The organism is Streptomyces xingningensis, assembly GCF_054957865.1.
On sequence record NZ_JBDJPF010000008.1, the window covers coordinates 76759 to 101842 of the forward strand.

17 protein-coding genes and 1 tRNA gene are annotated in these 25084 nt (G+C 70.2%); 10 read left to right on the forward strand and 8 right to left on the reverse strand.

Annotated elements, in window-relative coordinates:
* From mfd to ABCR83_RS06785, 3 genes are all read right to left on the reverse strand, one after another.
* The gene (gene mfd, locus ABCR83_RS06775; protein WP_462693891.1) at nt 1-3582 is read right to left on the reverse strand and encodes a transcription-repair coupling factor; all 3582 of its coding nucleotides are present in this window, start codon (nt 3580-3582) and stop codon (nt 1-3) included.
* Nucleotides 3583-3770: 188 nt separating this feature from the next.
* On the reverse strand, nt 3771-6335 hold the full coding sequence (locus ABCR83_RS06780; protein ID WP_462693892.1) for an ABC transporter permease: 2565 nt from the start codon (nt 6333-6335) through the stop codon (nt 3771-3773).
* Nucleotides 6332-7120 carry an ABC transporter ATP-binding protein gene (locus tag ABCR83_RS06785; RefSeq protein ID WP_462693893.1) on the reverse strand — a complete coding sequence of 263 codons (789 nt, stop codon included), beginning with the start codon at nt 7118-7120 and terminating at the stop codon, nt 6332-6334. The genes ABCR83_RS06780 and ABCR83_RS06785 overlap by 4 nt, the downstream gene beginning before the upstream one ends.
* Before the next feature lie 466 nt (nt 7121-7586).
* On the opposite strand from ABCR83_RS06785, the gene ABCR83_RS06790 reads away from it, so the two are divergent.
* Nucleotides 7587-9311 (forward strand): lytic transglycosylase domain-containing protein, encoded by a 1725-nt coding sequence (locus ABCR83_RS06790; RefSeq protein WP_462693894.1) that lies wholly within the window; start codon nt 7587-7589, stop codon nt 9309-9311.
* A 40-nt stretch (nt 9312-9351) separates the two neighbouring features.
* On the opposite strand, the gene ABCR83_RS06795 is transcribed toward ABCR83_RS06790, so the two are convergent.
* The 3 genes from ABCR83_RS06795 to ABCR83_RS06805 form a co-directional block, all read right to left on the reverse strand.
* Nucleotides 9352-10263, reverse strand: a complete 912-nt coding sequence (locus ABCR83_RS06795) for a cellulose-binding protein (protein WP_462693895.1) — start codon at nt 10261-10263, stop codon at nt 9352-9354.
* A gap of 196 nt (nt 10264-10459) precedes the next feature.
* The gene (locus tag ABCR83_RS06800) at nt 10460-12745 is read right to left on the reverse strand and encodes an SUKH-4 family immunity protein (RefSeq protein ID WP_462693948.1); all 2286 of its coding nucleotides are present in this window, start codon (nt 12743-12745) and stop codon (nt 10460-10462) included.
* A 5-nt stretch (nt 12746-12750) separates the two neighbouring features.
* Nucleotides 12751-13728 (reverse strand): SMI1/KNR4 family protein, encoded by a 978-nt coding sequence (locus ABCR83_RS06805; RefSeq protein ID WP_462693896.1) that lies wholly within the window; start codon nt 13726-13728, stop codon nt 12751-12753.
* A gap of 494 nt (nt 13729-14222) precedes the next feature.
* Here ABCR83_RS06805 and ABCR83_RS06810 point away from each other — a divergent pair, with 494 nt between their 5' ends.
* Together ABCR83_RS06810 and ABCR83_RS06815 are read left to right on the forward strand one after the other, a co-directional pair.
* Entirely contained in the window at nt 14223-14768 is a 546-nt protein-coding gene (locus ABCR83_RS06810) for a YwqJ-related putative deaminase (protein WP_462693897.1), read from the forward strand.
* Between the two features lie 6 nt (nt 14769-14774).
* Nucleotides 14775-15362 (forward strand): SUKH-3 domain-containing protein, encoded by a 588-nt coding sequence (locus ABCR83_RS06815; RefSeq protein WP_462693898.1) that lies wholly within the window; start codon nt 14775-14777, stop codon nt 15360-15362.
* A gap of 3 nt (nt 15363-15365) precedes the next feature.
* Here ABCR83_RS06815 and ABCR83_RS06820 read toward each other — a convergent pair whose 3' ends face one another.
* Nucleotides 15366-16718 carry a sensor histidine kinase gene (locus tag ABCR83_RS06820; RefSeq protein WP_462693899.1) on the reverse strand — a complete coding sequence of 451 codons (1353 nt, stop codon included), beginning with the start codon at nt 16716-16718 and terminating at the stop codon, nt 15366-15368.
* Between the two features lie 157 nt (nt 16719-16875).
* On the opposite strand from ABCR83_RS06820, the gene ABCR83_RS06825 reads away from it, so the two are divergent.
* The 7 genes from ABCR83_RS06825 (at nt 16876) to ABCR83_RS06855 (ending at nt 22207) form a co-directional block, all read left to right on the forward strand.
* Complete coding sequence (locus ABCR83_RS06825) at nt 16876-17760, forward strand: hypothetical protein (RefSeq protein WP_462693900.1); 885 nt, start codon at nt 16876-16878, stop codon at nt 17758-17760.
* 29 nt (nt 17761-17789) lie between these two features.
* A tRNA-Gln gene (locus ABCR83_RS06830) sits at nt 17790-17861 on the forward strand.
* 118 nt (nt 17862-17979) lie between these two features.
* Entirely contained in the window at nt 17980-19437 is a 1458-nt protein-coding gene (glmU, locus tag ABCR83_RS06835; protein WP_462693901.1) for a bifunctional UDP-N-acetylglucosamine diphosphorylase/glucosamine-1-phosphate N-acetyltransferase GlmU, read from the forward strand.
* Nucleotides 19438-19510: 73 nt separating this feature from the next.
* Entirely contained in the window at nt 19511-20488 is a 978-nt protein-coding gene (locus ABCR83_RS06840) for a ribose-phosphate diphosphokinase (protein ID WP_462693902.1), read from the forward strand.
* Nucleotides 20489-20692: 204 nt separating this feature from the next.
* A complete protein-coding gene (locus ABCR83_RS06845) occupies nt 20693-21268 on the forward strand; it encodes a 50S ribosomal protein L25/general stress protein Ctc (RefSeq protein ID WP_462693903.1) in 576 nt (191 codons plus the stop codon).
* Between the two features lie 77 nt (nt 21269-21345).
* A complete protein-coding gene (gene pth / locus ABCR83_RS06850) occupies nt 21346-21942 on the forward strand; it encodes an aminoacyl-tRNA hydrolase (RefSeq protein ID WP_462693904.1) in 597 nt (198 codons plus the stop codon).
* Between the two features lie 112 nt (nt 21943-22054).
* The gene (locus ABCR83_RS06855; protein WP_462693905.1) at nt 22055-22207 is read left to right on the forward strand and encodes a hypothetical protein; all 153 of its coding nucleotides are present in this window, start codon (nt 22055-22057) and stop codon (nt 22205-22207) included.
* Between the two features lie 4 nt (nt 22208-22211).
* Here ABCR83_RS06855 and ppc read toward each other — a convergent pair whose 3' ends face one another.
* Entirely contained in the window at nt 22212-24980 is a 2769-nt protein-coding gene (ppc, locus tag ABCR83_RS06860; RefSeq protein WP_462693906.1) for a phosphoenolpyruvate carboxylase, read from the reverse strand.
* Between the last annotated feature and the right edge of the window lie 104 nt (nt 24981-25084).

A 25084-nucleotide genomic window follows, 5' to 3' on the forward strand; every position in this document is an offset into this window, starting at 1 on the left:
TCAGCCCAGGATCGTGGTGAGGAACTCGCCCGTCCAGGCCAGGAGTTCCCGGCCGACCAGCGGCTTGCCGCCGATGGGGGCCGTCGCCGGACGCGGCACCAGGATCTGCCGGGTGGCGGGCTTGAGGACCGTCCGCGGATACAGCCGCTTGAGCCTCAGCTCCTGGGACTCACGCAACTCCACCGGTCCGAAGCGGACATTGGAGCCCTGCAGAGTGATGTCGGACACCCCACAAGCACGGGCCAGCATCCGCAACCCCGCGACCAGCAGCAGGTTCTCCACCGGCTCGGGCAACTTGCCGTACCGGTCGACGAGCTCCTCACGGACCGCCTTGATGTCCTCCTCGCCGTGCGCGGAGGCGATGGCGCGATAGGCCTGCAGACGCAGCCGCTCACCCGGCGCGTAGTCATGCGGAACATGCGCGTCGACCGGCAGCTCGATCTTGACCTCCAGCGGCGGCTCCTCAGCGCCCTCCGGCGCACCCTCCATCGCCGCCCGGTAGTCGGCCACGGCCTCACCGACCATGCGGATATAGAGGTCGAAACCCACGCCCGCGATATGCCCCGACTGCTCACCACCGAGCAGATTGCCCGCGCCACGGATCTCCAGGTCCTTCATCGCCACATACATCCCCGCACCCATCTCGGTGTGCTGGGCGATGGTCGCCAGCCGCTCATGGGCGGTCTCCGTGAGCGGCTTCTCCGGCGGATAGAGGAAGTAGGCATAGCCCCGCTCACGACTGCGGCCCACCCGGCCGCGCAACTGGTGCAGCTGCGACAACCCGAAGTTGTCACCGCGTTCCACGATCAGGGTGTTGGCATTGGAGATGTCGATGCCCGACTCCACGATCGTCGTCGAGACCAGCACATCGAACCGCTTCTCCCAGAAGTCCACCACCACCTGCTCCAGCGCCGACTCCGACATCTGGCCATGAGCGGTGGCGATCCGGGCCTCCGGCACGATCTCCCGCAGCCGCGCGGCCGCCCGGTCGATCGACTCAACCCGGTTGTGGATGTAGAAGACCTGGCCCTCGCGCAGCAGTTCACGGCGGATCGCGGCACCGATCTGCTTCTGGTCGTACGGCCCGACGAAGGTCAGCACCGGATGGCGCTCCTCCGGCGGGGTGGTGATCGTGGACATCTCACGGATGCCGGTGACCGCCATCTCCAGCGTGCGCGGAATGGGCGTGGCCGACATCGTCAGCACATCCACATTGGCACGCAGCTTCTTCAGCTGTTCCTTGTGCTCGACCCCGAAACGCTGCTCCTCGTCCACGATGACCAGGCCCAGGTCCTTGAACTTGGTCTCGGAGGAGAACAGCCGGTGGGTGCCGATCACCACATCGACCGACCCCTCGCGCAGCCCCTCCAGCACCGCCTTCGCCTCGGTGTCGCTCTGGAAGCGGGACAGCGCCTTCACCACCACGGGGAACTGCGCATAGCGCTCGGAGAAGGTGCCGAAGTGCTGCTGCACCAGCAGCGTGGTGGGCACCAGCACCGCGGCCTGCTTGCCGTCCTGCACCGCCTTGAAGGCCGCGCGCACCGCGATCTCCGTCTTGCCATAGCCGACATCGCCGCAGATCAGCCTGTCCATGGGGACGGCCTTCTCCATGTCCTCCTTGACCTCGGCGATGGTGGTGAGCTGATCGGGCGTCTCGACGTACGGGAAGGCGTCCTCCAGCTCCCGCTGCCAGGGGGTGTCGGCGCCGAAGCTGTGGCCGGGGGCGGCCATCCGGGCCGAGTACAACTTGATCAGGTCGGCGGCGATCTCCTTGACCGCCTTCTTGGCGCGCGCCTTGGTCTTCGTCCAGTCCGCGCCGCCCAGCCGGTGCAGGGTGGGGGCCTCGCCACCCACGTACTTGGTGACCTGCTCCAGCTGGTCGGTGGGGATATAGAGGCGGTCACCGGGCTGGCCGCGCTTGGCCGGGGCGTACTCGACGAGCAGATACTCGCGGGTGGCGCCCTGCACCGTGCGCTGGACCATCTCCAGATAGCGGCCGACCCCGTGCTGTTCATGCACGATGTAGTCGCCCGTCTGCAGGGTCAGCGGGTCGATGGTCTTGCGGCGGCGGGCCGGCATCCGGCCCATGTCCTTGCCGGCCGCCTTCTGGCCGGACAGGTCCGTCTCGGTGAGCACCGCCAGCTTGCGGCCGGGGTCGACAAACCCGTTGTCCAGGCCGGCGCACGAGACATGGACGACGGACGGGGACAGCTCGGCCAGGTCCGCGTCGAGCCGCGCGGCGATGCCCTCGCCGCCGAGCACCTCGACCGTACGGGCGGCGGGGCCGTGGCCCTCGGTGAGATAGACGGTCCGCCAGCCGTCGGCCAGCCACCCCTTGGTGTCGGCCAGGGCCCGGGCGGTGTCACCGCGGTAGCTCTCCGGGGCGTGCATGCCGAGCTTGAGCGTGTCGCCGTCGCCCTCTTCGTCCGCCGCGAAGGGGCTCACCGACCACCACATCATGCCCAGTTCACGGGCCCGGTCGCGGACGTCGGCGATGCCCCACAGCGAGGCGGCGCCCACGTCGATGGGGGCCTCGCCGCCCACCCGTCGCCCACCACCACCCTTGGCGGAACGGGCTTCGCCCGTGCCGGACATCGCCGTCGCCGACCAGGACGCCTGCAGGAACTCCTGCGAGGTGGCCACCAGATCAGCCGCCCGGGTACGGACCCGCTCCGGGTCGCAGACGACCGCCATGCTGCCCGCCGGAAGCACATCGAGCAGTAGCTCCATGTCGTCCACCAGCACCGGGGCCAGCGACTCCATGCCCTCCACCGCGATGCCCTCGGCGAGCTTGCCGAGCAGCTCCCCCAGCTCGGGGTGGTCCGCCGCGAGCGCCGCCGCCCGCTCCCGCACGCCGTCCGTCAGCAGCAGCTCACGGCAGGGCGGAGCCCACAGGCCATGCTCGGCGATCTCCAGGGACCGCTGGTCGGCAACCTTGAAGTAGCGGATCTCCTCGACGTCGTCACCCCAGAACTCGATCCGCAGCGGATGCTCCTCGGTCGGCGGGAACACATCGAGGATGCCACCGCGCACCGCGAACTCCCCGCGCTTCTCGACCAGTTCGACCCGGGAGTACGCGGCGGCGGCCAAGGCGTCCACGACCTCCCCGAGGTCGGCGCTCCGCCCGCTCCGCAGGCTGACCGGCACCAAGTCGCCAAGCCCCTTGACCTGCGGCTGCAGCACCGAGCGCACCGGCGCCACGACCACGCTCACCGGACCGGCCGCCGAGTCGTCGGCGGCCGGGTGCGCCAGCCGGCGCAGCACGGCCAGCCGGCGGCCCACGGTGTCGGAACGCGGCGAGAGCCGCTCGTGCGGCAGCGTCTCCCACGCCGGATACTCGACCACGCCGTCCGGGGGCAGCAGGGAACGCAGCGCCGCCGCCAAGTCCTCGGCCTCCCGCCCGGTGGCGGTCACGGCCAGCACCGGCCGCCCCTGCCGCGCCAGCGCGGCGATGGCGAAGGGACGGGCGGCGGGCGGGCCGACCAGGTCGATGTGCGGCCGGTTGCCGTCGCCCGCGGCCTTCACCGCTTCGGCGAGCGCCGGATCGTTGACGACGGCGTCGAGCAGACCGTGCAGACTCATGAAGGGCATCCCGTCCCGGGGGTGGACATCGCGAATAGCCCGACCCGTGGACAACGGGCCGGGTGCGCCCTCCAGCGTACGACGGCGGACCGACACCCACCGCTGGAAAGGCACCGGCCCGGACACACACCCCCGTGGCGTGTCCGGGCCGGCCGTCCCTGTGCCTCCCCTCGGTTCCCCCCTCGGGCTCAGTCCGTGGCGATCGCGTTCAGGACGTTCATCCGGCCCGCCCGGAAGGCCGGGACCAGGGCGGCGAGCAGGCCCACCACCGCGGAGCCGAGGAAGACGGAGATGATCGTCGGCCAGGGGATGTCCAGCACCCCCAGCCCCTCGAGGGCCAGCAGCTGCTGCGCCGTCGCGCCCCAGCCCATGCCGAGGCCCAGGCCCAGCAGGGCGCCGAAGAGGGCGATGACCACCGACTCCAGGCGGATCATGCGGCGCAGCTGGCGGCGGGAGAGGCCGATCGCCCGCATCAGGCCGATCTCCCGGGTCCGTTCGACCACCGAGAGGGCGAGGGTGTTCACCACACCGAGGATCGCCACGATGATCGCCAAGGCCAGCAGGCCATAGATCATGTTGAGCAGCTGGCCGACCTGATCCTTGATCATCTTCTTGTAGTCGGACTGGTCCCGGACCTTGATCTGCGGGTATTCCTTGACCGCGGCCTTCAGCGCGGCGGCGGCCTCCTTCGCCTGGCCGTCGGCGGCCTTGGCGAGGATCATCCCGGTCAGCGGCATCTTGTCGGCGGGCAGGTACGTCTGCGCGGTGGCGACGTTGAGGTACATCGCGCCCTTGTCGAAGGCGGTGTCGTCCGAGGTGATGGCGTTGACCTTGAGCCGGGCGGAGCGGCCGTCGGTCATCGCGACGGTCAGCCGGTCGCCGAGCTTGACGTGGTGGTCCTTGGCGAAGCCTTCCGGTACGGACATGGCGTCCTTGGCGTAGGCGTCCTTCAGCCGGCCCTCGGTGGTCTTCATCCGGACGTCGTCGGCGTAGCCGGGGTCGGCCGCGGTGAGCCGCTGGGTGGCGGTCTTCCCGTCCGGGGTGGTGACCTTGGCGATGACACCTACATAGCGGGTGAAGTGCTCGACGTGGCCGACCGAGGTGATGGCCTTCTGTGCCGAGGGGCTCAGGGGGTTGTCGCTCCCGTCCTGGATGATGAAGTCCGCGCCCACCGACTTGTCGAGCTGGTCGGTGGCCGAGGCCACCATCGAGGAGCCCACCACCGACAGGGCGGCGACCAGCGCGAGGCCGATCATCAGCGCCGAGGCGGTGGCGCCGGTACGCCGCGGGTTGCGCAGCGCGTTGCGCTCGGCGAGGCGGCCGACCGGGCCGAACACCCGCAGCACTACCGCGCTGAGCACCCGGACCAGCAGACCGGCCAGCAGCGGGCCGACGACCACAAAGCCGACCAGCGTCAGCAGCACGCCCAGGCCCAGCAGGGTGGAGCCGGCGGTTGCCTGGTCCGCGTTCCCGGCCAGTACCAGCAGGGCGGCGCCCGCCCCGGTCAGCGACAGGCCGAGGCCGGTCCGCACCCGGCCCGCCGTGCCGTCGGCGGGGTTGCCCGCGTCCCGCAGGGCGGCCATCGGGGAGATCTTCCCGGCCCGGCGGGCGGGCAGATAGGCGGCGAGGACGGTGATGACCACCCCGACCGCCAGGCCGATCAGCGGCGTGGTGACCTTGATGGTCAGGTCGGAGGTGTCCAGGTCCATGCCCAGGGAATTCATCAGCTGCATCAGCCCGACGGCCAGCCCGATGCCCCCGCCGATGCCCAGCACCGAGCCGACGACACCCAGCAGCAGCGCCTCCACCAGCACCGACCGGTTGACCTGGCGGCGGCTGGAGCCGATCGCCCGCATCAGGCCGATCTCCCGGGTGCGCTGGGCGACCAGCATGGAGAAAGTGTTGACGATCAGGAAGATGCCGACGAGCAGGGCGATGCCGGCGAAGCCGAGCAGCGCGTACTTGATGACATTGAGGAAGGAGCCGACGTCGTTCTTGTTCTCCTCCTTGGTCTCGGCGGCGGTGTGCACCGTGTAGCCGGTGCCGATGGCGGCGGCGACGTTCTTCTTGAGCTGCTCGTCGCTGACGCCGGAGGCGGCGGTCAGCCCGTAGCCGGTGTACTCCCGGGCGCTGCCGAGCAGCTTGGTCTGGGCGGTCGCGGTGTCGAAGTAGACGACGGCCGCACCGGGGTTGGTGGTCTTGTACGAGGCGAGGCCGACGATCCGCACGGTGAAGTCGCCCGGGGTGGCCATCACCCGGAGCGTGTCGCCCGTCTTCACCTGGTGCTTGTCGGCGGTGTCCGCGTCCAGGACGGCCTCGCGCGCACCGTGCGGCTCATGACCGCTGGTGATCTCGACGGACTTCTGCTGGCTCTCGTCCCAGTTGGTGCCCACGGTGGGGGCGCCGGAGTCGGGGCTCAGGCTCTCGTTCTTCGAGTTGGCGACGGTGAGCCGCTGGCTGGTGACCCGCGGTTCGACCTTGGTGGCACCCGGCACCTTGGACAGCCGGTCCATCAGGGACGCCGGAAGGGTCTGGGGCTTGCCGGTCTGCTGGGCGTCGTCGTTCTTCTTGGGGCTGACGGAGACGTCCGAGGCGGTGGAGGCGAAGAGCTTGTCGAAGGTGGCCGTCATGCTGTCGGTGAACACCAGGGTGCCGCAGACGAACGCCACCGACAGCAGCACCGCCACGGCGGACAGCGCCATCCGCCCCTTGTGCGCGAGGAAGTTGCGCAGCGAGGTCCGGAGAACAGTCACGACACCCGTCCACGCGCATCGAAGTGCTTCATCCGCTCGAGGACCATGTCGGCGGTGGGCTGGTACATCTCGTCCACGATCTGCCCGTCCGCCAGGTAGAGCACCCGGTCGGCATAGGAGGCGGCCACCGCGTCATGGGTGACCATGACGATGGTCTGGCCCAGCTCGTCCACCGAGCGGCGCAGGAAGCCCAGCACCTCGGCGCCGGCCCTGGAGTCCAGGTTTCCGGTCGGCTCGTCACCGAAGATGATCTCGGGCCGGGCGGCGAGCGCACGCGCCACGGCGACCCGCTGCTGCTGACCGCCGGAGAGCTGGTTCGGCCGGTGCTTGAGCCGCCCGGCCAGACCCACCGTCTCCACTACCCGCTGCACCCACTCCCGGTCCGGCTTGCGGCCCGCGATGTCCATGGGAAGCGTGATGTTCTCGATGGCGTTGAGCGTCGGCAGCAGGTTGAACGCCTGGAAGATAAAGCCGATCCGGTCCCGGCGCAGCCGGGTGAGCCGCTTGTCCTTGAGGCCGGTGATCTCGGTCTCGTCGATCCATATCTGGCCCGAGGTGACCGTGTCGAGCCCGGCGAGGCAGTGCATCAGCGTCGACTTGCCGGAACCGGACGGCCCCATGATCGCGGTGAACTGCCCCTTGGCGATGTCCACATCCACCCGGTCCAGCGCGGTGACCCGGGTCTCCCCCGAGCCGTACGCCTTGAGGACCTGACGTGCCCTCGCCGCGACGGCCACCTGTCCTCCGCTGCCCCCGGTCCTGGGAATCGATACAGCCGTAGTCACGGTGAAGTCTCCTGCTCCTTGAGCCACTGAATGTGTGTGGGTTCCAGCCTGCCGATCGCCGGGCGCGATCACGATGGGGCCCGTCTGTCTCTTCGGGGTGGGGCCAGCCCCACCTTCGGCCCCCCGGCCACCGTCATCAGGCTAGGCAGCGGCACCGCCCCCGCTCCTCCTGCTCCGGGACGAACCGCAGGACGGGGAACCCCCGGGCCGTCCCCTAGGGGGTGTCCGCGCCTGTCCTAGGCTGTCCCAGGGTCAGCTCGCCTTCCGGCCAGGTGCGTTGGGCAACGGACCCCCGGGAGCGGCCGGATCACCACCCGCCGCAGAGAACGAACGGCGAAGAAACCGTGAAGCCTGTCCCCGGGCAAGACATTTGAGGTCAGAGGGAATTAGTGTTCGGGCTATGGCCGAGGGGGGCTTCGTACGACCCCCCGCGCACGGCCGCCGGCCTCCCAAGGAAGCAGCCTCCGTGAAGATACTTCGTACTCGCGCTGCCAGCGTCTCCCGACAGGGACTGTGCACGGCTCTGCTCGTCGCCAGCCTCACCGCCGCGGTCGGCGTCAACCCGCTACACAGCACCGCGGCCGCCCACGACGGCGACCCCACGCCCGCGCCCGGCAACCCGCAGAGCCTGCCGCACGGCTCCCCCAACCTCGCGCTGCCCGACCTCGTCCCACGGCCCGGCGCCCAGGGCAAGCCCGGCCGCGACCTCGGCCCCGGCGACACCCCGGACGGCACCACCGGCATCCCCGCGACCGCCCTCGCCGCCTACCGGAACGCCGAGAAGCTCGCCAAGGAACAGTGGCCGGACTGCCACGTGCCCTGGCAACTCATCGCGGGCATCGGCAAGGTGGAATCGGAACACGCCGCCGGCTATGGACTGCGCTCCGACGGCTCGACGACCAGACCCATCATCGGCCCCGCACTGGACGGCGGGCAGTTCGCGCTCGTCAGAGACACCGACGGCGGCCGCTGGGACGGCGACCCGGTGTACGACCACGCCGTCGGCCCCATGCAGTTCATCCCCTCCACCTGGGAGAGCTACGCGACCGACGGCCGGGGCCTGGGCATCAAGGACCCCACCAACATCTTCGACGCGGCGGCCGGCACCGCCCGCTATCTGTGCGCCGGCGGCCTGGACCTGAGCAAACAGGCCGACATCGAAAAGGCCGTCCTGCGCTACAACGCCTCACGCGACTACCTCAACACCGTGGTCGCCTGGATGCGCACCTACCAGAGCGGCAAGGTCGACGCGCTGCCCGACCTCCCCGCCACACCCGGCACCCCGCCCGGCAACGGGAACGGCCGGACCCCCACCACACCCGGCATCCCCACCCCGACCGAGCCGCCCCGGCGGACCCCCACCCCCGAAGGGCCCAAGGAGCCCAAGAAGCCCGGCGATTCAGACAACCCCGGCACACCCGGCGACCACCACGGAGACGACGGACACCGGAGCGACGGGCATCAGCGAGGCGACCACAAGCCCACCCCACAGGCCCCCGTCACCCGCCTCGACCGCATCGGAAACCAGCAGCTGACGGCCACCACCGGCCAGGCCTTCGCCGACCGGCCCCAGGTCAAGGCCACCGACCCCACCGGGAAACCCACCCGCGGCACCCGCGTCCGCTTCGAGATCATCGGCGACACGGACACCCGCTTCCCGGGCCGGGCCCGCACCGTCACCACCGTCACCGGCAAGGACGGCGCCACCGCCACACCCACCCTCCAAGCAGGCGACACCACAGGCAAGTTCACCATCCGCGCCACCGTCCTGGACCACGACATCAAGCCCGTCGACTTCACCGCCACCGTCGAGGCCCCGCCGGCCCCGCACGCCGACACCCTGGTCCGAATCGGCAACGGCACCCTCAACACCACACCGAACAGCGCCTTCACCGGCCCCGTCCAGCTCAAGGCACTCGCCAAGGGCAAGCCCGTCGACGGCGTCAAGGTCACCGCCACCGTGCTCACCGCCGACGGCAAGACCCCCGCAAAGACCGGCCCCCACTTCAAGGGCGAGAACGGCAAACCGCTGCACACACTCACCCTGGAAAGCGACAAGAACGGCCGGATCACCCTGCCCGGCCTGTTCGCCGACGCGAACACCGGCAGCTATACGCTCCTGCTCACCACCGACGACGGCACCAGCCTCCCCCTGCAGCTGACCGTCACCGCGGCACAGCCGACCGGCTGACCCGGCACCCGTCCCGCCCGCCCCACGGGCGGGACGGCGGCTACTCCCCGGACGTACCGGAGCCCGCGTCCTCCACCACCGGCTTGCCCGTCAACGCCGCCAGACTGTGCCGCACATGCGCCATATGCGACCGCAACTCCTCACGCCGCTCCTCGTGCTCCCTCAGCACCCGCTCCGTCTCCCGCACCACCCGCTCCTCCCGCACCCGGGCCTGCGCCAGCACCGCGGCCGCCTGCGCCTCCGCATCCTCCTGACCATGCCGAGCCGCCTCCTCCGCATCCGCAAACCGACGCTGCGCCTCACTCAGCGTCGACCGCGCATACTCCTCCATCGCCGCGACCCGCGCCTCCATCGCCGCCTCCCGCTCGGCCGCCTCCCGGCCCGCCACCTCCCACCGCTCCGCCTGCTCCTTCTCCAACCCGGCAAGCATCGCGGCGGTACGCTCCCGCATCTCCCGCAGCGCCAGCTCCGCCTCCTCACGCCGCGCCTTGGCCTCCTGACGCACCGTGGAACGCAGCCCATCCGCCGCCGCCTCGGCCGCCAACTGCGCCTGCCGCGCCCACTCCTCCGCCTCGGCCCGCAACACAACCGCCTGCTCATGCACGGCATCCCGCACCAGCCGGGCATGCCTCTCGGCCGCATCCTGCGCCTCGGCAGCCGCCGCATCGGCACGCTCCCGCAACCCCAGCGCCTCCGCCTCCGCCGTCGTCACCAACCCCTGGGCACGCGGCCCCAACGACTCATACGTCTGCGGAGGAAGCTGCACCACGATCTGGCCGAGGCGCTGCGCCTCGTCCTCCATCTCACGCGCGAGCACCGTCAACCGCGCCGCCCGCTCCCACGCCGCATCCCGCTGCCGCGCAAACTCGGCAACGGCACGCTCAACCTGGTCAGGCCGGTAACCGCGGCCTCGTACAACAGTGAACCCTTCGGGAGATACCGATGCGCTCATGCTCAAAGCCCCTCATATCCGGACAACCGGTGTGCGACGCGGTCAGGCGCACATCATTCCCACACGAGAGAAGCGTCCCAAAACCCGACACTCCGCCCGCTCCTCCTCTCAAGGATGCGCCGGCCCACAGCACAGGGCGCCCGCCCCCATCCACCCGGGTCGAGCGCCCCGCACCTGTCAAACCCTCGGCCGGCCGCTAGAAGAGACCGTCCCACATCTGCTCGAGCAGCACCGCCCACCAATTCTCCGGCGCCGCCAGGGCCACCGGATCCAACGAGGCCAGCTGATCCTGGAAATCCACGGTCCAGCGCCCGGCCTGCTCCGGGGTCAGCCCATAGCGCCACCGCCACATCCGGCCGAGCAACGCCAAAGAGCGTACAAACTGAGGAAGGCTCGTGTTGACGAACTGCGGTGGCACCGGCTGCCCGTCCGAGGCCGCCTCCAACGGCACCGCCACCATGTGCGCCGTCCCGTACTGCACACACAGCTGACGGCCGAAGTCATTGCCCATCACCAGATACGACCCGGCATCCACCGCCGGCCGCACCCCACGCTCCACCGCCAGCTCCGCCAGCGTCGGCACCGGACGGTCCGGCTGCGCCTGCGCCCAGAAGAACGGCCCGAAGTCCCGCGGCAGCCCCGCCCACACCAGCGTCTGCGCCACCACCTCCGGCACGCCCTGCCGCGACACCGCGCGCTGGTCGAAGCGGAACACCCCTTGCGGACCATAGGAGTCCAGCAGCTCACGGGCGATCCCGTCCGGCGCTATCGGCGGCGCCGCGGTCACCTGATCCGGCTGCGGCAATGGCACCCGGTTCGGCGCCGACCGCGCCGGGGCGCCCGCCACCTGGTGCAACTCGCCCTGATGCTCCACCAGATGACGCACACCCTGCTGACGCGACGCATGGTCACGACCATATGCGGCGGTATGGGTCACCCGCACCTGCGGCCAGGCGTCCCGCACCATCCGGGCACAGTAACCACCCGGCAGATCACAGGACTCCAGCTCCGTGTGCAACTCCAGCACCTGCTGCGGCGGCACATTCATCGTCCGCAGCTCATGCAGTATCTGCCACTCCGGATGCGGCGTCCCCAGCGCGCTGCGGCGGATGATCTGCTGCTCCGACCCGTCCGGGGCGCGATAGCGCAGCACCGCCATATAGCCGGGACCGACCGTCGGCACCCCGGCGGGCACCTGCGGATAGCCATACCCACCCGGCCCCGGCGCACCGGGCGGCACGGGCGCGCCCGGACCGGGCGGCAGGCCCGGCGCACCGGGCGCATCCGGACCGGCGAGCACCGTTGCGGCGGCATGCACTCCCTGCGGGGCGGGCGGGGTCGGGGCGGGCGGGGTCGGGCCGCCCTGCGCACCCGAACCACCGGGCGCCTCCGGCGCGCTGGGACGGCCGGCACCCGGCACACCGGGAGGCCCCGGCGGCACCGGCACGCCCGGCCCACCCGGCCCGCCCGGACTCGCCAACACCGTCGCCGCATACGCACCACCCTGCCCACCCGAACCACCGGGCGCCTCCGGCGCGTTGGAACGGCCGGCACCCGGCACACCGGGAGGTCCAGGCGGCACCGGCACACCACCCTCACCACCACGACGCCCCGCACCCGGAACACCCGGCGGCCCAGGCGGACCAGGCGGCACCGGCACACCCAGCCCACCCGGACTCGCCAACACCGTCGCCGCATACGCACCACCCTGCCCACCCGAACCACCGGGCGCCTCCGGCGCGTTGGACGGCCCCGGATCCACCGGGTGCGCACCGCCCTCATCACCACGACGAGCCGACGGCACCGGCACACCCGGCACCTGCTGCCCGGCCGACGCCTCCGGCTCCTTCCGCTCCTCGAGCGCGGGGGCGATGGCCGTGGGCGGCAGGGCGCTGCCCCTGGGCATCAGCTCCGTCCTGGCATCCGGCCGTACGCCCGGCGGCGGCACATCGTCCTCGTCCGAACCCGACAGCGCGGGCGCCAGCACCGTGGCGGGCAGCCCCACCCCGGCCTCGTCCCCGCGCTCCTCGGCCACCGGCCCGGGCTCCGCCACCACCTCGGCCACCTCGGGGGCGACGGCCGCTGCGGCCTCCGGCTTCCGGTCGGGGATCCCCATCGCATCCGCCGCATCCTGCAGCCACTGCGGCGGACTCAGCAGGAACGACGTCGCGTTCAGATCCAGCCGCCGCGGAGGTGCGTCCGTCACCGGCGCCGCCTCGTCCACAACCCCGTACTCCTCCTCGTACCGCCGGATCACCTCGCCCACCGGCAGCCCCGGCCACAGCGTGGTCTCCCCACTGTCCCGGGCGATCACCAGCCGGGTCCGGCCGCCATCGGACGACGGATCCCCCGCACGGTCCTCGGCCCAGGCCACAAAGCCCAGGTCAAACTCCCGTACCTGCACCTCACGGTGCAGATACGCCGGCACATCGCCATTGACCCAGCGCTCCGCGCGCTCCTGAGCCTGCGCGAAGGTCACCATCGCGCTCACCCCTCCACCGGGACGGCGTACGCAAAGCCGCCGTCGACCATCAGATTCGCCACCGTCTCCAACTCCGGCGGCCCGCCCGCCAGCCGGGACAAAAACGCGTCAAAGTCCTCACCACAGGGCAGCAACAGCCGCTCCACCCGCTCCTGCACCGTCCAGCCGTCCCGGTCCCGGGCATCGTCGTACGGGCAGAACCAGACCGAACCGATCGCCTCGCCCTTCACCTTCACCGCCAGCACACCGCCCTGGACGAAGGCCACGCCCAGATAGTCCTTGGTGAAGTGATCGCGCAGGCACTTGTTGACATAGACCAGATCATTGACCGCCGCCTCCTCACGCACCGTGAAGAACGGCTGGTCCAGAAGCAGCCCCAGCTCCGCGTCCAGCGCCGCTCCCACCGGAGCACAGCCGCCCGCCGCCTTGAGGAAGGCGCGGTACGAGCCGGGGAGCCGGTAGCCGAGGTCCTCCTCGACGCCCTGCACCTGCTCCTCGGTCACCGCCAGATCCCGCTGCGGCAGCACAAAGTGCACCGGCCGGGTCTCCTGCAACGGCCGGGTGCCGCGCTTCTCGTGATCCACCACCGCCGTCGCCAGCCCACCGTGATGCCGCAGCAACGCCTTGACCTCGACCGGGACCAGCTCCAACCGCCGGCTGCCCGCCACATGGTGCCAGGTCCAGCCATGCGGGGTGGCCACCGGTGACAGGCTGGCCCACAGCTCATGACCCGCCGTGTGCAAGGCCGCGTTCGCCGACACGTAGTCCGTGAGCCGCAGTTCGTCGACCCCGAAGCCCTCCGGCGGTTCCGCGATCTCGGCGGCCGCCCGGGCATACGAGGAGAAATCCGGGAAACCGTCATCATCCACCCGCACCCCCTTGGGGTAGCGACCGTGCCGGACCGGATCCGGGAAATGCACGACCTGCCCGGCGTAGGCCGTGTTCGGTGGCGCGGCCTGATGCCCGAGCCGACCTGTCGTCATGGCGGATGCCCCCTGCTGACTGGCGGTGTTCCTGAGGCTGTGCTCTTCTGCGTTCTTCTGCGCTCTTGGACTGCGTTCTTGGCTGTGTTTCCTGCACTGTGTTCTCGGGGTTCTCGGACTGTGTTCTCGGGGTTCTCGGGGTTCCCGGACCGCGTTCTCGGGCTGCCCGAAGACCCCGGCCTCCCAGGGCATGCCCCGGGCCGGGAAACACATGGTGACGGACAGCCTATGCGGTGACGCAAGACAAGGCCCCCGCCTCATCCCCAAACAATCCTCAAGCGCACCACGCGCATTCACGAGAACACAGAGGCCACACGCGCCCCAGACATCCCGCGGACGGCCACCGGCTCACCCCCGTGCGATACCTCACAACTCCGCCGCACCCACCCGACACACCAGACCCACGCAACACCGACCTGCCTTCCACTCCCACCGCCCCATTTGGCAGGCTGATCTCCGCAACAGGGGGATTGCACGGGAGGGAAGAACCACCAATGCACACGACTCAGGACCGACCACCCCTGGACGAAGGGGCCGAACCCGGCACCACACCAGGCGACCCCAGACTCACCTGGAGCTCCACCGAAGACGCCGACCGACCACCCGCACTCCTCCACCGCCGCGACGGCATCCTGCCCACCATCGCCGCCGCACTCTCCGTCCGCGGCACCACCCTCACCTGCACCGCGAGCAAGGCCGACCAACCACCCACCCTGCACCCGCTCGTCCAGGACTTCCTCGACACCCTCACCAGCGAACGCCGCGAACGCTTCACCGGACGCTGCCCCGAGGCCGTCCTCCTCACCCGCTTCCTCACCACCCACGAAACCGGCCGCAGCAAACGCGCCTCCCGCAAACCCCTCACCCACGGCGAAGCCCGCCGCGCCCTCAAGCAATCCAAACTGACCGCCCGCCACATCCGCGAGGACGGCGACCCCCAACACGGCGGCTACGCCGCCCCCTGCCGCTCCTGCACCGCACTCCTCGCCCACTTCGGCGTACGCGCCATCGACCCCACCCCGGCCCAAGGCAGAGGCTGACCACCCATGCGCGCCTTCGAACGCACCGCCGCCACCCGCTTCCCCGTCGCCGTCGACGCCGCCCTGCGCGAAGCCGGCTGGCAACCCGGTCGCTGGGACATCAAGACCGCCGAAAAATGGGCCGACGCCCTCCGTGCCCACGCCTCCCCCGCAGGTCACCGGCACACCGTCTTCCCCGCCGCCGTCGAGGCCTGGGCCGAATTCGGCGGCCTGCACATCACCGGCCCCGGCCCCGGCCGCCACCTCGCCCCCACCCCCTTCCGCATCGACCCGCTGCACGGCCTCCACCTCGCCCGCACCGTCGCCGACCTCGGCCGCGCACTCGGCGCCGAGGTCTGCCCCCTCGGCCAGGAACTCGACGGCCAGGCCCTGCTCACCATCGACACCCACGGCCGCGTCTACAGCCTCGACCACACCGGCGACTGGTACCTCGGCTCCGACATCGACCACGCGATAGGCACCCTGATCACCGGCACCCGCCCCTCCCGCCTGTCCGCCGGCGCGACCCAGCCCACCCCACCGGAGCGCGCCGAGGACACCGAAACCGCCGAGGACACTGGAACCGCCGAAATCACCGAAACCGCCGAAACCTAGGCGTCAGGCCGCATCCGCCCGGCCCCGCGCACTCGCCACATCAGGAATCACCGCCGACACCCGGAACCCACCCAGATCAGTAGGTCCCGACACAAACACCCCACCCAGCGCCGTCACCCGCTCCCGCATCCCCACCAGACCATTGCCCCCACTCGGCAGCCCCGCATCCGCACCACCGTCCGACGGACCGTTCTCCACCTGCAGCGCCACCTCCGCATCCCGGTGCGCCACCCGCACCCGCGCCTTCGCGCCCGGGGCATGCTTGTGGACGTTGGTCAGCGCCTCCTGCACCACCCGGTACGCCGTGCGCTCCACCCGCGCCGCATAGGAACGCGCCCGGCCCTCGACCGACAGCTCCACCACCATCCCGGCATCCCGGGACTGCCCCACCAGCTCCGCCAGCTCCGCCAGACACGGACCGTCCCCGGCCTCCCCGGCCGCCCGCACCCGCGCCGAGGCCACCGCGGCCACCGCCGCCAGCCGCTCCGACTCCCCCGCCTCCTTGTGCTCCGCCAGCACCCCATCCGGCGTCGTCCGCAGCACCCCCAGCATCTCCCGCAACTCCGTCAGCGCCTGCCGCCCCATGTCCCCGACCAGGGCCGCGTTCCGCGACGCCTTCTCCGGATCCTTGAGCGCCACCGCCTGCAACGCCGCCGCATGCACCACCATCAGCGACACCCGGTGCGCCACCACGTCATGCATCTCCCGCGCGATCCGGGTGCGCTCCTCGCTACGGGCCCACTCGGCCCGCTCCTCGGCCCGGTCCGCCAGCAGCGACAGCTCCCGCTCCAGCCCGTCCGCCCGCTCCCGCAGGCTCTCCACCAGCCGACGCCTGGCCCCCACATACAGCCCCAGCAGCAGCGGCGGCATGGTCACGCCCACCGCCATCACCACCGAGAACAGCAGCACCACCCAGAAGTCGGTGTGCTGGCCCGACGGCGACATGTCCTGGTGAAAGCGCGTCAAGGTGACGATGAACGTCCCCGCCAGCGAGGCCGCGGACAGCACCGCGATGATCCGCCGCGGGATATCCGACGCGGCCAGCGTGTACAGACCCACGATCCCCAGCAGAAAACCCATCTCGGCCGGGGTGACCGCGATCGACACCAGCACCACGGCTATCGGCCACCGCCGCCTGAACAGCAGCGACGCCCCCACCGGCAGCCCGAGCACACCCCCCAGCGCCCCAGGCAGCCCCGCATCGTGCGCGAACGAGACCCCCTCGGCCGCGCACTCCACCGCCGACGTCACCGCCAGCGCGACATCCAGCGCCAGGCTCCGCCGCCTGGCCCACCACCACCGCCCCGCGGGTGCGCCTCGCGCACCCGCGTCCGTGACTGCCCCCGTTGTGGTCATACCACCCAGACTACGGGTGGGGGCCACCGGTTTTGCGATGTGTTCGGAAGCACACAACAGGTTCGAGCGGAAGCGAAATCTATGGTTTTTCGCTCGAACTACTGAATAGAGCGGGTTTTCGGGCTATCTGCCGGTACGAGCGGCGGAGGCTGGACCCATGACCGAGGTACGACGCCGGGACGGCGACGGGGTGGGCGGGCTGCGGGACGGTTCCGCCGGGTTCGAGGAGCTGCGGGCGCGGGCGATCGCGTTGCGGAGGGAGGGACTCAGCGTTCGCCAGATCCGTGAGCGACTCAAGATCGGCAATGGCCGACTGAGCCAGCTCCTGAAGGGCGAGCCGCCACCCGAATGGACAAAACGGCCGAGAGCCAAGGATGACCTGAAGGCGAAGGCACGGGAGCTGCGCGCACAGGGCATGACTTACGACCAGATCCAGCAGGTACTGGGCTGCTCAAAGAGCTCGATCTCTCTATGGGTGTCCGACATGCCGAAACTTCCGCCGCGCACGCGCGAGGAGGCGTCGGCGTTCTCCAGGCGCAGATGGGATCCCATCCTGCGCCGCCGCGAGATGGAGCGTCAGCAGACGAAGTCGGATGCGGCTCAAGAGATCGGCCGGATGTCCGATCGGGAGCTCCTCATCGCGGGAGTCACGCTCTACTGGGCAGAGGGCACAAAGGACAAACCCCACCAACGCCGGGAGATCGTTGAGCTCATCAACAGCGATCCGGCCGTCATCGAACTGTTTCTGCGCTGGCTCGACCTGGTTGGGGTCTCCCGCAGCCGACTGCGCTGCCGTGTATCGATCCACGAGTCCGCAGACGTACCCGCCGCGGAGCGCTACTGGGCCGACCTCATCGGCATCGCGCCCGAGGCGCTCGGGAAGACTTTGGTCAAGAAGCACAACCCGAAGACCGTCCGCAAGAACGTCGGCGACGGCTACCGGGGCTGCTGCGTGATCCGGGTTCTGGAAAGCGCTGATCTATACCGTCGCATCGAAGGCTGGTGGTACGGCATAGTGTTGGGAGTCAAGCAAACCGCTTAGCGGAATGTCCCTTTTGGGATGGCTTGCCATCCCTCGTGGTGTAATAGGCAACACGGGTCACTTTGGATGACTTATTCCAGGTTCGAGCCCTGGCGAGGGAGCAAAGCCAAGCACGGGTCCTGACCTCCAGGTCAGGACCCGTCCGCGTTCCGCCCCTCCTACGCCCCGGTATCCTGCGGGTGTCCACCCCCTCGAACCCCGAAGCCGAAGGGCACACCCGTGAGCGCCAACCGCCCGGCAGCCGTCGTCGTCCTCGCAGCGGGTGAGGGCACCCGCATGAAGTCGGCCACCCCCAAGGTCCTGCACGAGATCTGCGGCCGCTCCCTCGTCGGACACGTCGTCGCCGCCTCCCGCGAGCTCGCTCCGGAACACCTCGTGGTGATCGTCGGGCACGCCCGCGAGCAGGTGTCCGCGCACCTGGCCGGGATCGATCCGGGCGCCCGCACCGTCGTACAGCAGGAGCAGCGCGGCACCGGCCACGCGGTGCGGATCGGCCTGGAGGAGCTGTCGAACGGCGGCGTCGACCTCGATGGCACCGTGATCGTCGTCTGCGGGGACACCCCGCTGCTCACCGGTGCGACCCTCACCCGCCTGGCCACCACACACGCCGCCGACGGCAATGCGGTGACCGTGCTGAGCGCCGAGGTGCCGGACTCCACCGGGTACGGCCGCATCGTGCGCGACGCCGCGACCGGAGCAGTGACCGCGATCGTGGAGCACAAGGACGCCACCGACGGGCAGCGGGCGATCCGGGAGATCAACTCCGGGGTGTTCGCCTTCGACGCCCAGCTGCTGACCGAGGCGCTGGGCAAGGTCCGTACGGACAACAGCCAGGGCGAGGAGTATCTGACCGATGTCCTCGGCATCCTGCGCGAGGCCGGGCACCGGGTCGGTGCGGCGGTGGCCGCCGACCACCGGGAGATCCTGGGGATCAACAACCGGGTCCAGCTCGCCGAGGCCCGCAGGCTGCTCAACGAGCGGCTGCTGCGCACCGCGATGCTGGCCGGGGTGACGGTCGTCGACCCGGCCACCACCTGGGTCGATGTCACGGTGACCTTCGAGCGGGACTGTCTGGTCCACCCGGGCACCCAGCTCCTCGGGGCGACCCACCTGGCCACCGGCGCGGAGGTCGGGCCGAACAGCCGCCTGAAGGACACCGTCGTGAGCGCGGACGCCCGGGTCGACAACACCGTGGCGGATGGCGCGCGGATCGGTGAGGGCGTGAGCGTCGGCCCGTTCGCCTATCTGCGGCCGGGGACCAAGCTCGGCCGGAAGTCCAAGGTCGGGGCGTATGTCGAGCTGAAGAAGGCCGAGCTCGGCGAGGGCACCAAGGTGCCGCACCTGTCGTATGTCGGTGATGCGACGATCGGCGAGTACACCAACATCGGCGCCGCGAGCGTCTTTGTGAACTACGACGGGGTGCACAAGCACCACACGACCGTCGGCTCGCACTGCCGGACCGGCGCGGACAATATGTTTGTGGCTCCGGTCACGATCGGGGACGGCGCCTATACCGCGGCCGGCTCGGTCATCACCAAGGATGTGCCCCCGGGTTCGCTCGCTGTCGCCCGTGGCCAGCAGCGGAATATCGAGGGTTGGGTAGCTCGGAAGCGTCCGGGGAGCGCGGCCGCGCAGGCCGCTTCCGCCGCCCTTCAGGAGCACGACGGAGAGCAGTGACCGTGACACGGCTGGGCCACGCGGGGCGTACCGTGATAAGCGCACACAAAGCGACATCCAAGGAGACTGTGCTGTGACCGGGTTCAAGACGACCGGCGAGAAGAAGCTGATGCTCTTCTCCGGCCGCGCCCACCCCGAGCTTGCCGAGGAGGTCGCGCACCAGCTGGGCGTCGACCTGGTCCCGACCAAGGCCTTCGACTTCGCCAACGGCGAGATCTATGTCCGCTTCCAGGAGTCGGCGCGTGGCGCGGACTGCTTCCTGATGCAGAGCCACACGGCTCCCATCAATAAGTGGATCATGGAGCAGCTGATCATGCTGGATGCTCTGAAGCGGGCTTCGGCCGCGAGCATCACCGTGATCGTGCCGTTCTACGGGTATGCGCGTCAGGACAAGAAGCACCGCGGCCGGGAGCCGATTTCGGCGCGTCTGATCGCGGATCTGTTCAAGACGGCGGGTGCGGACCGCATCCTCACGGTCGATCTGCACACGGACCAGATCCAGGGCTTCTTCGACGGCCCGGTGGACCACCTGTTCGCGCTGCCGGTGCTGGCGGACTATGTGGGCACCAAGGTGGATCGCGACAAGCTGACGGTCGTCTCCCCGGACGCCGGCCGGGTGCGGGTGGCGGACCGCTGGTGCGACCGGCTGGGTGCGCCGCTGGCGATCGTGCACAAGCGGCGGGACAAGGACGTCGCCAACCAGGTCACCGTGCACGAGGTCGTCGGTGATGTGAAGGACCGCGTCTGTGTGCTGGTGGACGACATGATCGACACCGGTGGCACCATCTGCGCGGCGGCGGACGCGCTGTTTGCGCACGGTGCGGCGGATGTGATCGTGACGGCCACGCATGGCGTGCTCTCCGGTCCGGCGGCGGACCGGCTGAAGAACTCCAAGGTGAGCGAGTTCATCTTCACCGACACCCTGCCGACGCCGGGCGAGCTGGAGTTGGACAAGATCACGGTGCTGTCGATCGCGCCGACGATCGCGCGTGCGGTGCGCGAGGTGTTCGAGGACGGTTCGGTGACGAGCCTCTTCGACGAGCAGGCGTAACGCTTCGGCGGGCGCCCTGTTGATCGATTTCTGTGCGGCCTCCCTCGCCGGGTAGACTCCTCGAGTTGCTCGGCGAGGGAGGCCGTACACGTTGCTTGTGACAGAGCGGCGCGGTATGGCGGTCCGTTATCGACGCGCTCTTCGTAGCAGGCCTGTCGTGGGCCGGGTGACCCAGTCCACTGATAGTTCACGAGGAGTGCACTCATGGCCGAGATCAAGCTGGCCGCCACCGTTCGCACCGAGTTCGGCAAGGGCTTCGCCCGCCGTGCCCGCGCCGCCCACCAGGTTCCGGCGGTCATCTACGGCCACGGCGGCGAGCCGGTTCATGTGACCGTTCCGGGCCACGACCTGATGATGGCGCTCAAGACCCCCAACCCGCTGCTGTCGCTCGACATCGAGGGCCGCACCGAGCTGGTCATCCCCAAGCAGGTCCAGCGCGACGCGATGAAGGGCTTCCTGGTCCACGCCGACCTGCTGGTCGTCAAGCGCGGCGAGAAGGTCACCGTCGAGATTCCGCTGCAGACCGAGGGCGACCTGGCCCCGGGCGGCAACCTGCTCGAGCACACGCTGACCGCACTGCCGGTCCAGGCCGAGGCGACCCACATCCCCGAGGCGATCACCGTCTCCATCGCGGGCCTGGACGCCGGTGCCTCCGTGCTGGCCAAGGACATCGTGCTGCCGGCCGGTGCCGAGCTGGCCGTTGAGGCCGACACCGTGGTGCTGCATGTCGTCGCCGGCCAGGTCGAGGCCGCGGCCGAGGCCGAGGGCGCCGAGGCCTGAGCCCCGGTTTTTTCTCTCCGACCGCCGTCCCGCTCCACTGGAGCGGGGCGGCGGTTGGCTATGAAGGAGTTATGCGGATGACGGACGGCATGAGCGCGAGCCCCTGGCTGGTGGTGGGACTGGGCAACCCGGGGCCCGAGTACGCGGGCAACCGCCACAATGCGGGCTTTATGGTCGCGGATCTGCTGGCGGAGCGGATGGGGGCGAGGTTCAAGGCGCACAAGGCGCGGGCGCAGGTGGTCGAGGGGCGCCTCGGTGCGCCGGGCCCGGCCGGCCGGCGGGTGGTGGTGGCCAAGCCGATGTCGTTTATGAATCTGTCGGGCGGTCCGACGGTGGCGCTGCGGGACTTCTACAAGGTTCCGGTGGAGCGGATCGTCGCGGTGCATGACGAGCTCGACATCGACTACGGGACGCTGCGGCTGAAGCTGGGCGGGGGCGACAACGGCCACAACGGTCTGAAGTCCATCACCAAGGCGCTGGGTCCCGGCTACTGCCGGGTGCGGTTCGGCATCGGGCGTCCGCCGGGGCGGATGCAGGTGGCGGACTTTGTGCTGAAGGACTTCTCGTCCGCGGAGCGCAAGGAGCTGGCGTTCGAGGTGGAACGGGCGGCGGATGCGGTGGAGACGCTGATCGTGGACGGGCTGGAGCGGGCGCAGAACACATACAACTGCTAGGAAACGGAACGGAGTTCGACTCGGGGCAGGTCCAGCGGTAGGGTCGCCACCGGATCCGCAACCAGATCCGCCGTTCCGGCGGGACCGCGGCTGGCCGGACGATGGGATCGATGTGACGCTCCATGCCCTCGCCGAGTACGGTGCCCGGCTCGCCGAGCTGACGCGGTGGACGCTCGGTCAACGCCCCTCCGTGGAGCAGATCATCGGACGTCCTCCGCTCACCTACGAGGACTGGGTGGCCGGCCGGGTCGGCCTCTACCGCTGATGGCTCAGCCCGTGTTGCGCAGCCCTGCCGCCACGCCGTTGACGGTGAGCAGCAGTGCCCTCCCCAGCAGCGGATCGGCCGCCTCGCCCTGTGCGGCGGCCTGTCGTTGCCGGTGCAGCAGGGTGACCTGGAGGTAGGAGATCGGGTCCAGGTAGGCGTCCCGGATGTGGAAGGTCTGCCGCAACACCGGGCTGGCGTCGAGCAGTTCGCGCTCGCCGGTGATGCGCAGGACTTCCTGCACGGTCAGCTGGTGCTCCGCTTTGATCACTTCGAAGACGTGCTTGAGCTCGTCCGGTACGAGTGTGTCGACGTAGTGCTGTGCGATGCGCAGGTCCGTCTTGGCGAGTGTCATTTCCACGTTGGAGAGGAAGTTCTGGAAGAAGTGCCAGTGTTCGTGCATTTCTTCCAGGACGGTGCCGAGTCCCGCTTCGCGGGCGGCCTTGAGGCCGGAGCCGACGCCGTACCAGCCGGGGACGATCTGGCGGGACTGGGTCCAGCCGAAGACCCAGGGGATGGCGCGGAGTCCGTCGAGTCCGGCGCCGGAGTCGGGGCGGCGGGAGGGCCGTGAGCCGAGGTGGAGTTCGGCGAGCTGGTCGACGGGGGTGGCGGCGAAGAAGTAGGCGGGCAGGTCGGGGTCCTCGACCAGTTGCCGGTAGGCGCTGTGGGCGGCGTCGGAGACGGTGTCCATGGCGGCGTCCCAGCGGGCGAGTGCCTCGTCGGACTGGCGGGGTGCGGTGTGCAGGGCGGAGGCCTGGAGGGTTGCGGCGACGGTGAGTTCGAGGTTTTCCCGGGCGAGGGCCGGGATGAGGTATTTGTCGGAGATGACCTCGCCCTGTTCGGTGACCTTGATCTCGCCGTCGAGGGTGCCCCAGGGCTGGGCGAGGATGGCGTCGTGGGTGGGGCCGCCGCCGCGGCCGACGGTGCCGCCGCGGCCGTGGAAGAGGCGCAGCCGTACGCCGTAGCGGTGTGCGACATCGCGCAGCCTTCGCTGGGCGCGGTGGATTTCCCATTGGCTGGTGGTGATGCCGCCGAACTTGGAGGAGTCGGAGTAGCCGAGCATGACTTCCTGGACGTCGCCGCGGAGGGCGACCAGGCGTCGGTAGGAGGGGTCGGCGAGCATGTCGTCGAGGAGGCGGTCGGCCTCCTTGAGTTCGTCGGTGGTCTCCAGCAGGGGGACGATGCCGATCCTGGCCCAGCCGGCGTGGAGGTCGACGAGTCCGGCTTCGCGGGCGAGGACGGTGGCGGCGAAGACGTCGTCGGCGCCCTGGCACATGGAGATGATGTAGGACTCGATGACCTCGGGGCCGAAGCGGGCCAGTGCCTCGCCGATGGTGTGGAAGACGCCGAGGGTCTTGGCGCCGGCCGCGTCCAAGGGCGCGGGGCTGGGTGCGAGCGGGCGCCGCGAGCGCAGTTCCTTGGCGAGCAGCTTGCGGCGGTAGTCGCGGGGCATGTCGGCGTAGCGCCAGGATTCCTCGCCGAGCCGGTCGAAGAGCTGGCCGAGGGCGTGGTGGTGGGCTTCGGCGTGTTCGCGGACGTCCAGGGTGGCCAGGTGGAGGCCGAAGGCGGCGAGGGTGCGCAGGGCTCGTTCCACGCGGCCGTCGGCGATCAGCGCGCCGCGGTGGGCGCGCAGGGAGTCCTGGATGAGCTGGAGGTCGGTGAGGAGTTCGGCGGTGCCGAGGTAGTCGCGGCCTTCCTGGTGGGGGGTGTCGCGGGCGAGGCGTTCGCGGGTGTTGACGAGCTTCTGCCGGATGCAGGTGGCCTTGAGGCGGTAGGGCTCTTCGGCGTTGAGGCGCTTGTAGCGGGGGCTGATCTCCGGCAGGCGTTCGAGGTCGCTCTGGAGTGAGGTGAGCAGTTCCTCGGTGGCTCCGCTGTTGCGGATGGAGTTGGAGAGGGCGATGCGCAGCTTGTCGACGAGTTGCAGGGCGTCGGTGATGCCGTGTTCGTACTGGAGGATCAGTACGTCCCAGGTGACCTGGGGGGTGACATTGGGGTTGCCGTCGCGGTCGCCGCCGATCCAGGTGCCGAAGGTGAGGGGGCGGGTGGTGAGGGGCAGGGTGACGCCGACGCGGTCGAGTTCGGCGGCGAGGTCCTCGAGGACGTCGCCGACGGCTCCGGTGTGGAGTTCGTCGAGGTAGTAGATGGCATTGCGGGCCTCGTCGGTGGGTTCGGGGCGGGCGACGCGCAGTTCGTCGGTCTGCCAGAGCAGGTCGATGTTCTCGGCGAGGCGGAGGTCGGTGCGGCGCTTGTCGCCTTCTCCGGTGACCTGGGTGTCCAGCAGTTCGGCGATGCGCAGCAGCTTGTTGAGGACGCTGCGGCGGGCGGCTTCGGTGGGGTGCGCGGTGAAGACGGGGCGTACCCCGAGGTGCTCGACGGTGTTCCGCAGGTGTTCGGGGTCGGCGTCCTTGAGCTGGTCGGCGGTGCGGGCCAGGATCGAGCCCTCGGCGTCGCGCTTGGCGCGCAGTTCGCGGCCGCGATGTACCTGTTCGGTGACGTTGGCCAGGTGGAAGTAGGTGGAGAAGGCCCGGACCAGCTTGGCGGCGGTCTGCGGGTCGGTGCTGCCGAGGAGTTCGGCGGCGGCTTCGCCGTCGGTGCGGGTGAGGGCGCGTACCCGTTCGACGAGGTCGAGGAGTTCTTCACCCTCCTGGCGGACCAGGGTTTCGCCGAGGAGGTCGCCGAGGCGGCGGATGTCGGCGCGCAGGGCGGCGCTGCGCTGTGCTTCGCCTTCGCCCTGGGGCGGGGCGGGGGTGGCGACGGTGGGGTCGGCGCTGCTCACAGGTGCGGCTCCTTGCGGTGTTCCGAGCACGTACTGGAGGGGTGGCGGACCGCGCTGTCCGACGCTCACCAGCATAGGTCGCCGTCCGACGCGCTTTGGCAGCC

Excerpts from the sequence above, each read along its gene's own strand:
- ABCR83_RS06805 (WP_462693896.1), bottom strand. The coding sequence starts at position 13,728 with ATGACGACAGGTCGGCTCGGGCATCAGGCCGCGCCACCGAACACGGCC.
- ABCR83_RS06800 (WP_462693948.1), bottom strand. The coding sequence starts at position 12,745 with ATGGTGACCTTCGCGCAGGCTCAGGAGCGCGCGGAGCGCTGGGTCAAT.
- ABCR83_RS06815 (WP_462693898.1), top strand. The coding sequence starts at position 14,775 with ATGCGCGCCTTCGAACGCACCGCCGCCACCCGCTTCCCCGTCGCCGTC.
- ABCR83_RS06820 (WP_462693899.1), bottom strand. The coding sequence starts at position 16,718 with ATGACCACAACGGGGGCAGTCACGGACGCGGGTGCGCGAGGCGCACCC.
- pth (WP_462693904.1), top strand. The coding sequence starts at position 21,346 with ATGACGGACGGCATGAGCGCGAGCCCCTGGCTGGTGGTGGGACTGGGC.
- mfd (WP_462693891.1), bottom strand. The coding sequence starts at position 3,582 with ATGAGTCTGCACGGTCTGCTCGACGCCGTCGTCAACGATCCGGCGCTC.
- ABCR83_RS06810 (WP_462693897.1), top strand. The coding sequence starts at position 14,223 with ATGCACACGACTCAGGACCGACCACCCCTGGACGAAGGGGCCGAACCC.
- ABCR83_RS06845 (WP_462693903.1), top strand. The coding sequence starts at position 20,693 with ATGGCCGAGATCAAGCTGGCCGCCACCGTTCGCACCGAGTTCGGCAAG.
- ABCR83_RS06795 (WP_462693895.1), bottom strand. The coding sequence starts at position 10,263 with ATGAGCGCATCGGTATCTCCCGAAGGGTTCACTGTTGTACGAGGCCGC.
- ABCR83_RS06825 (WP_462693900.1), top strand. The coding sequence starts at position 16,876 with ATGACCGAGGTACGACGCCGGGACGGCGACGGGGTGGGCGGGCTGCGG.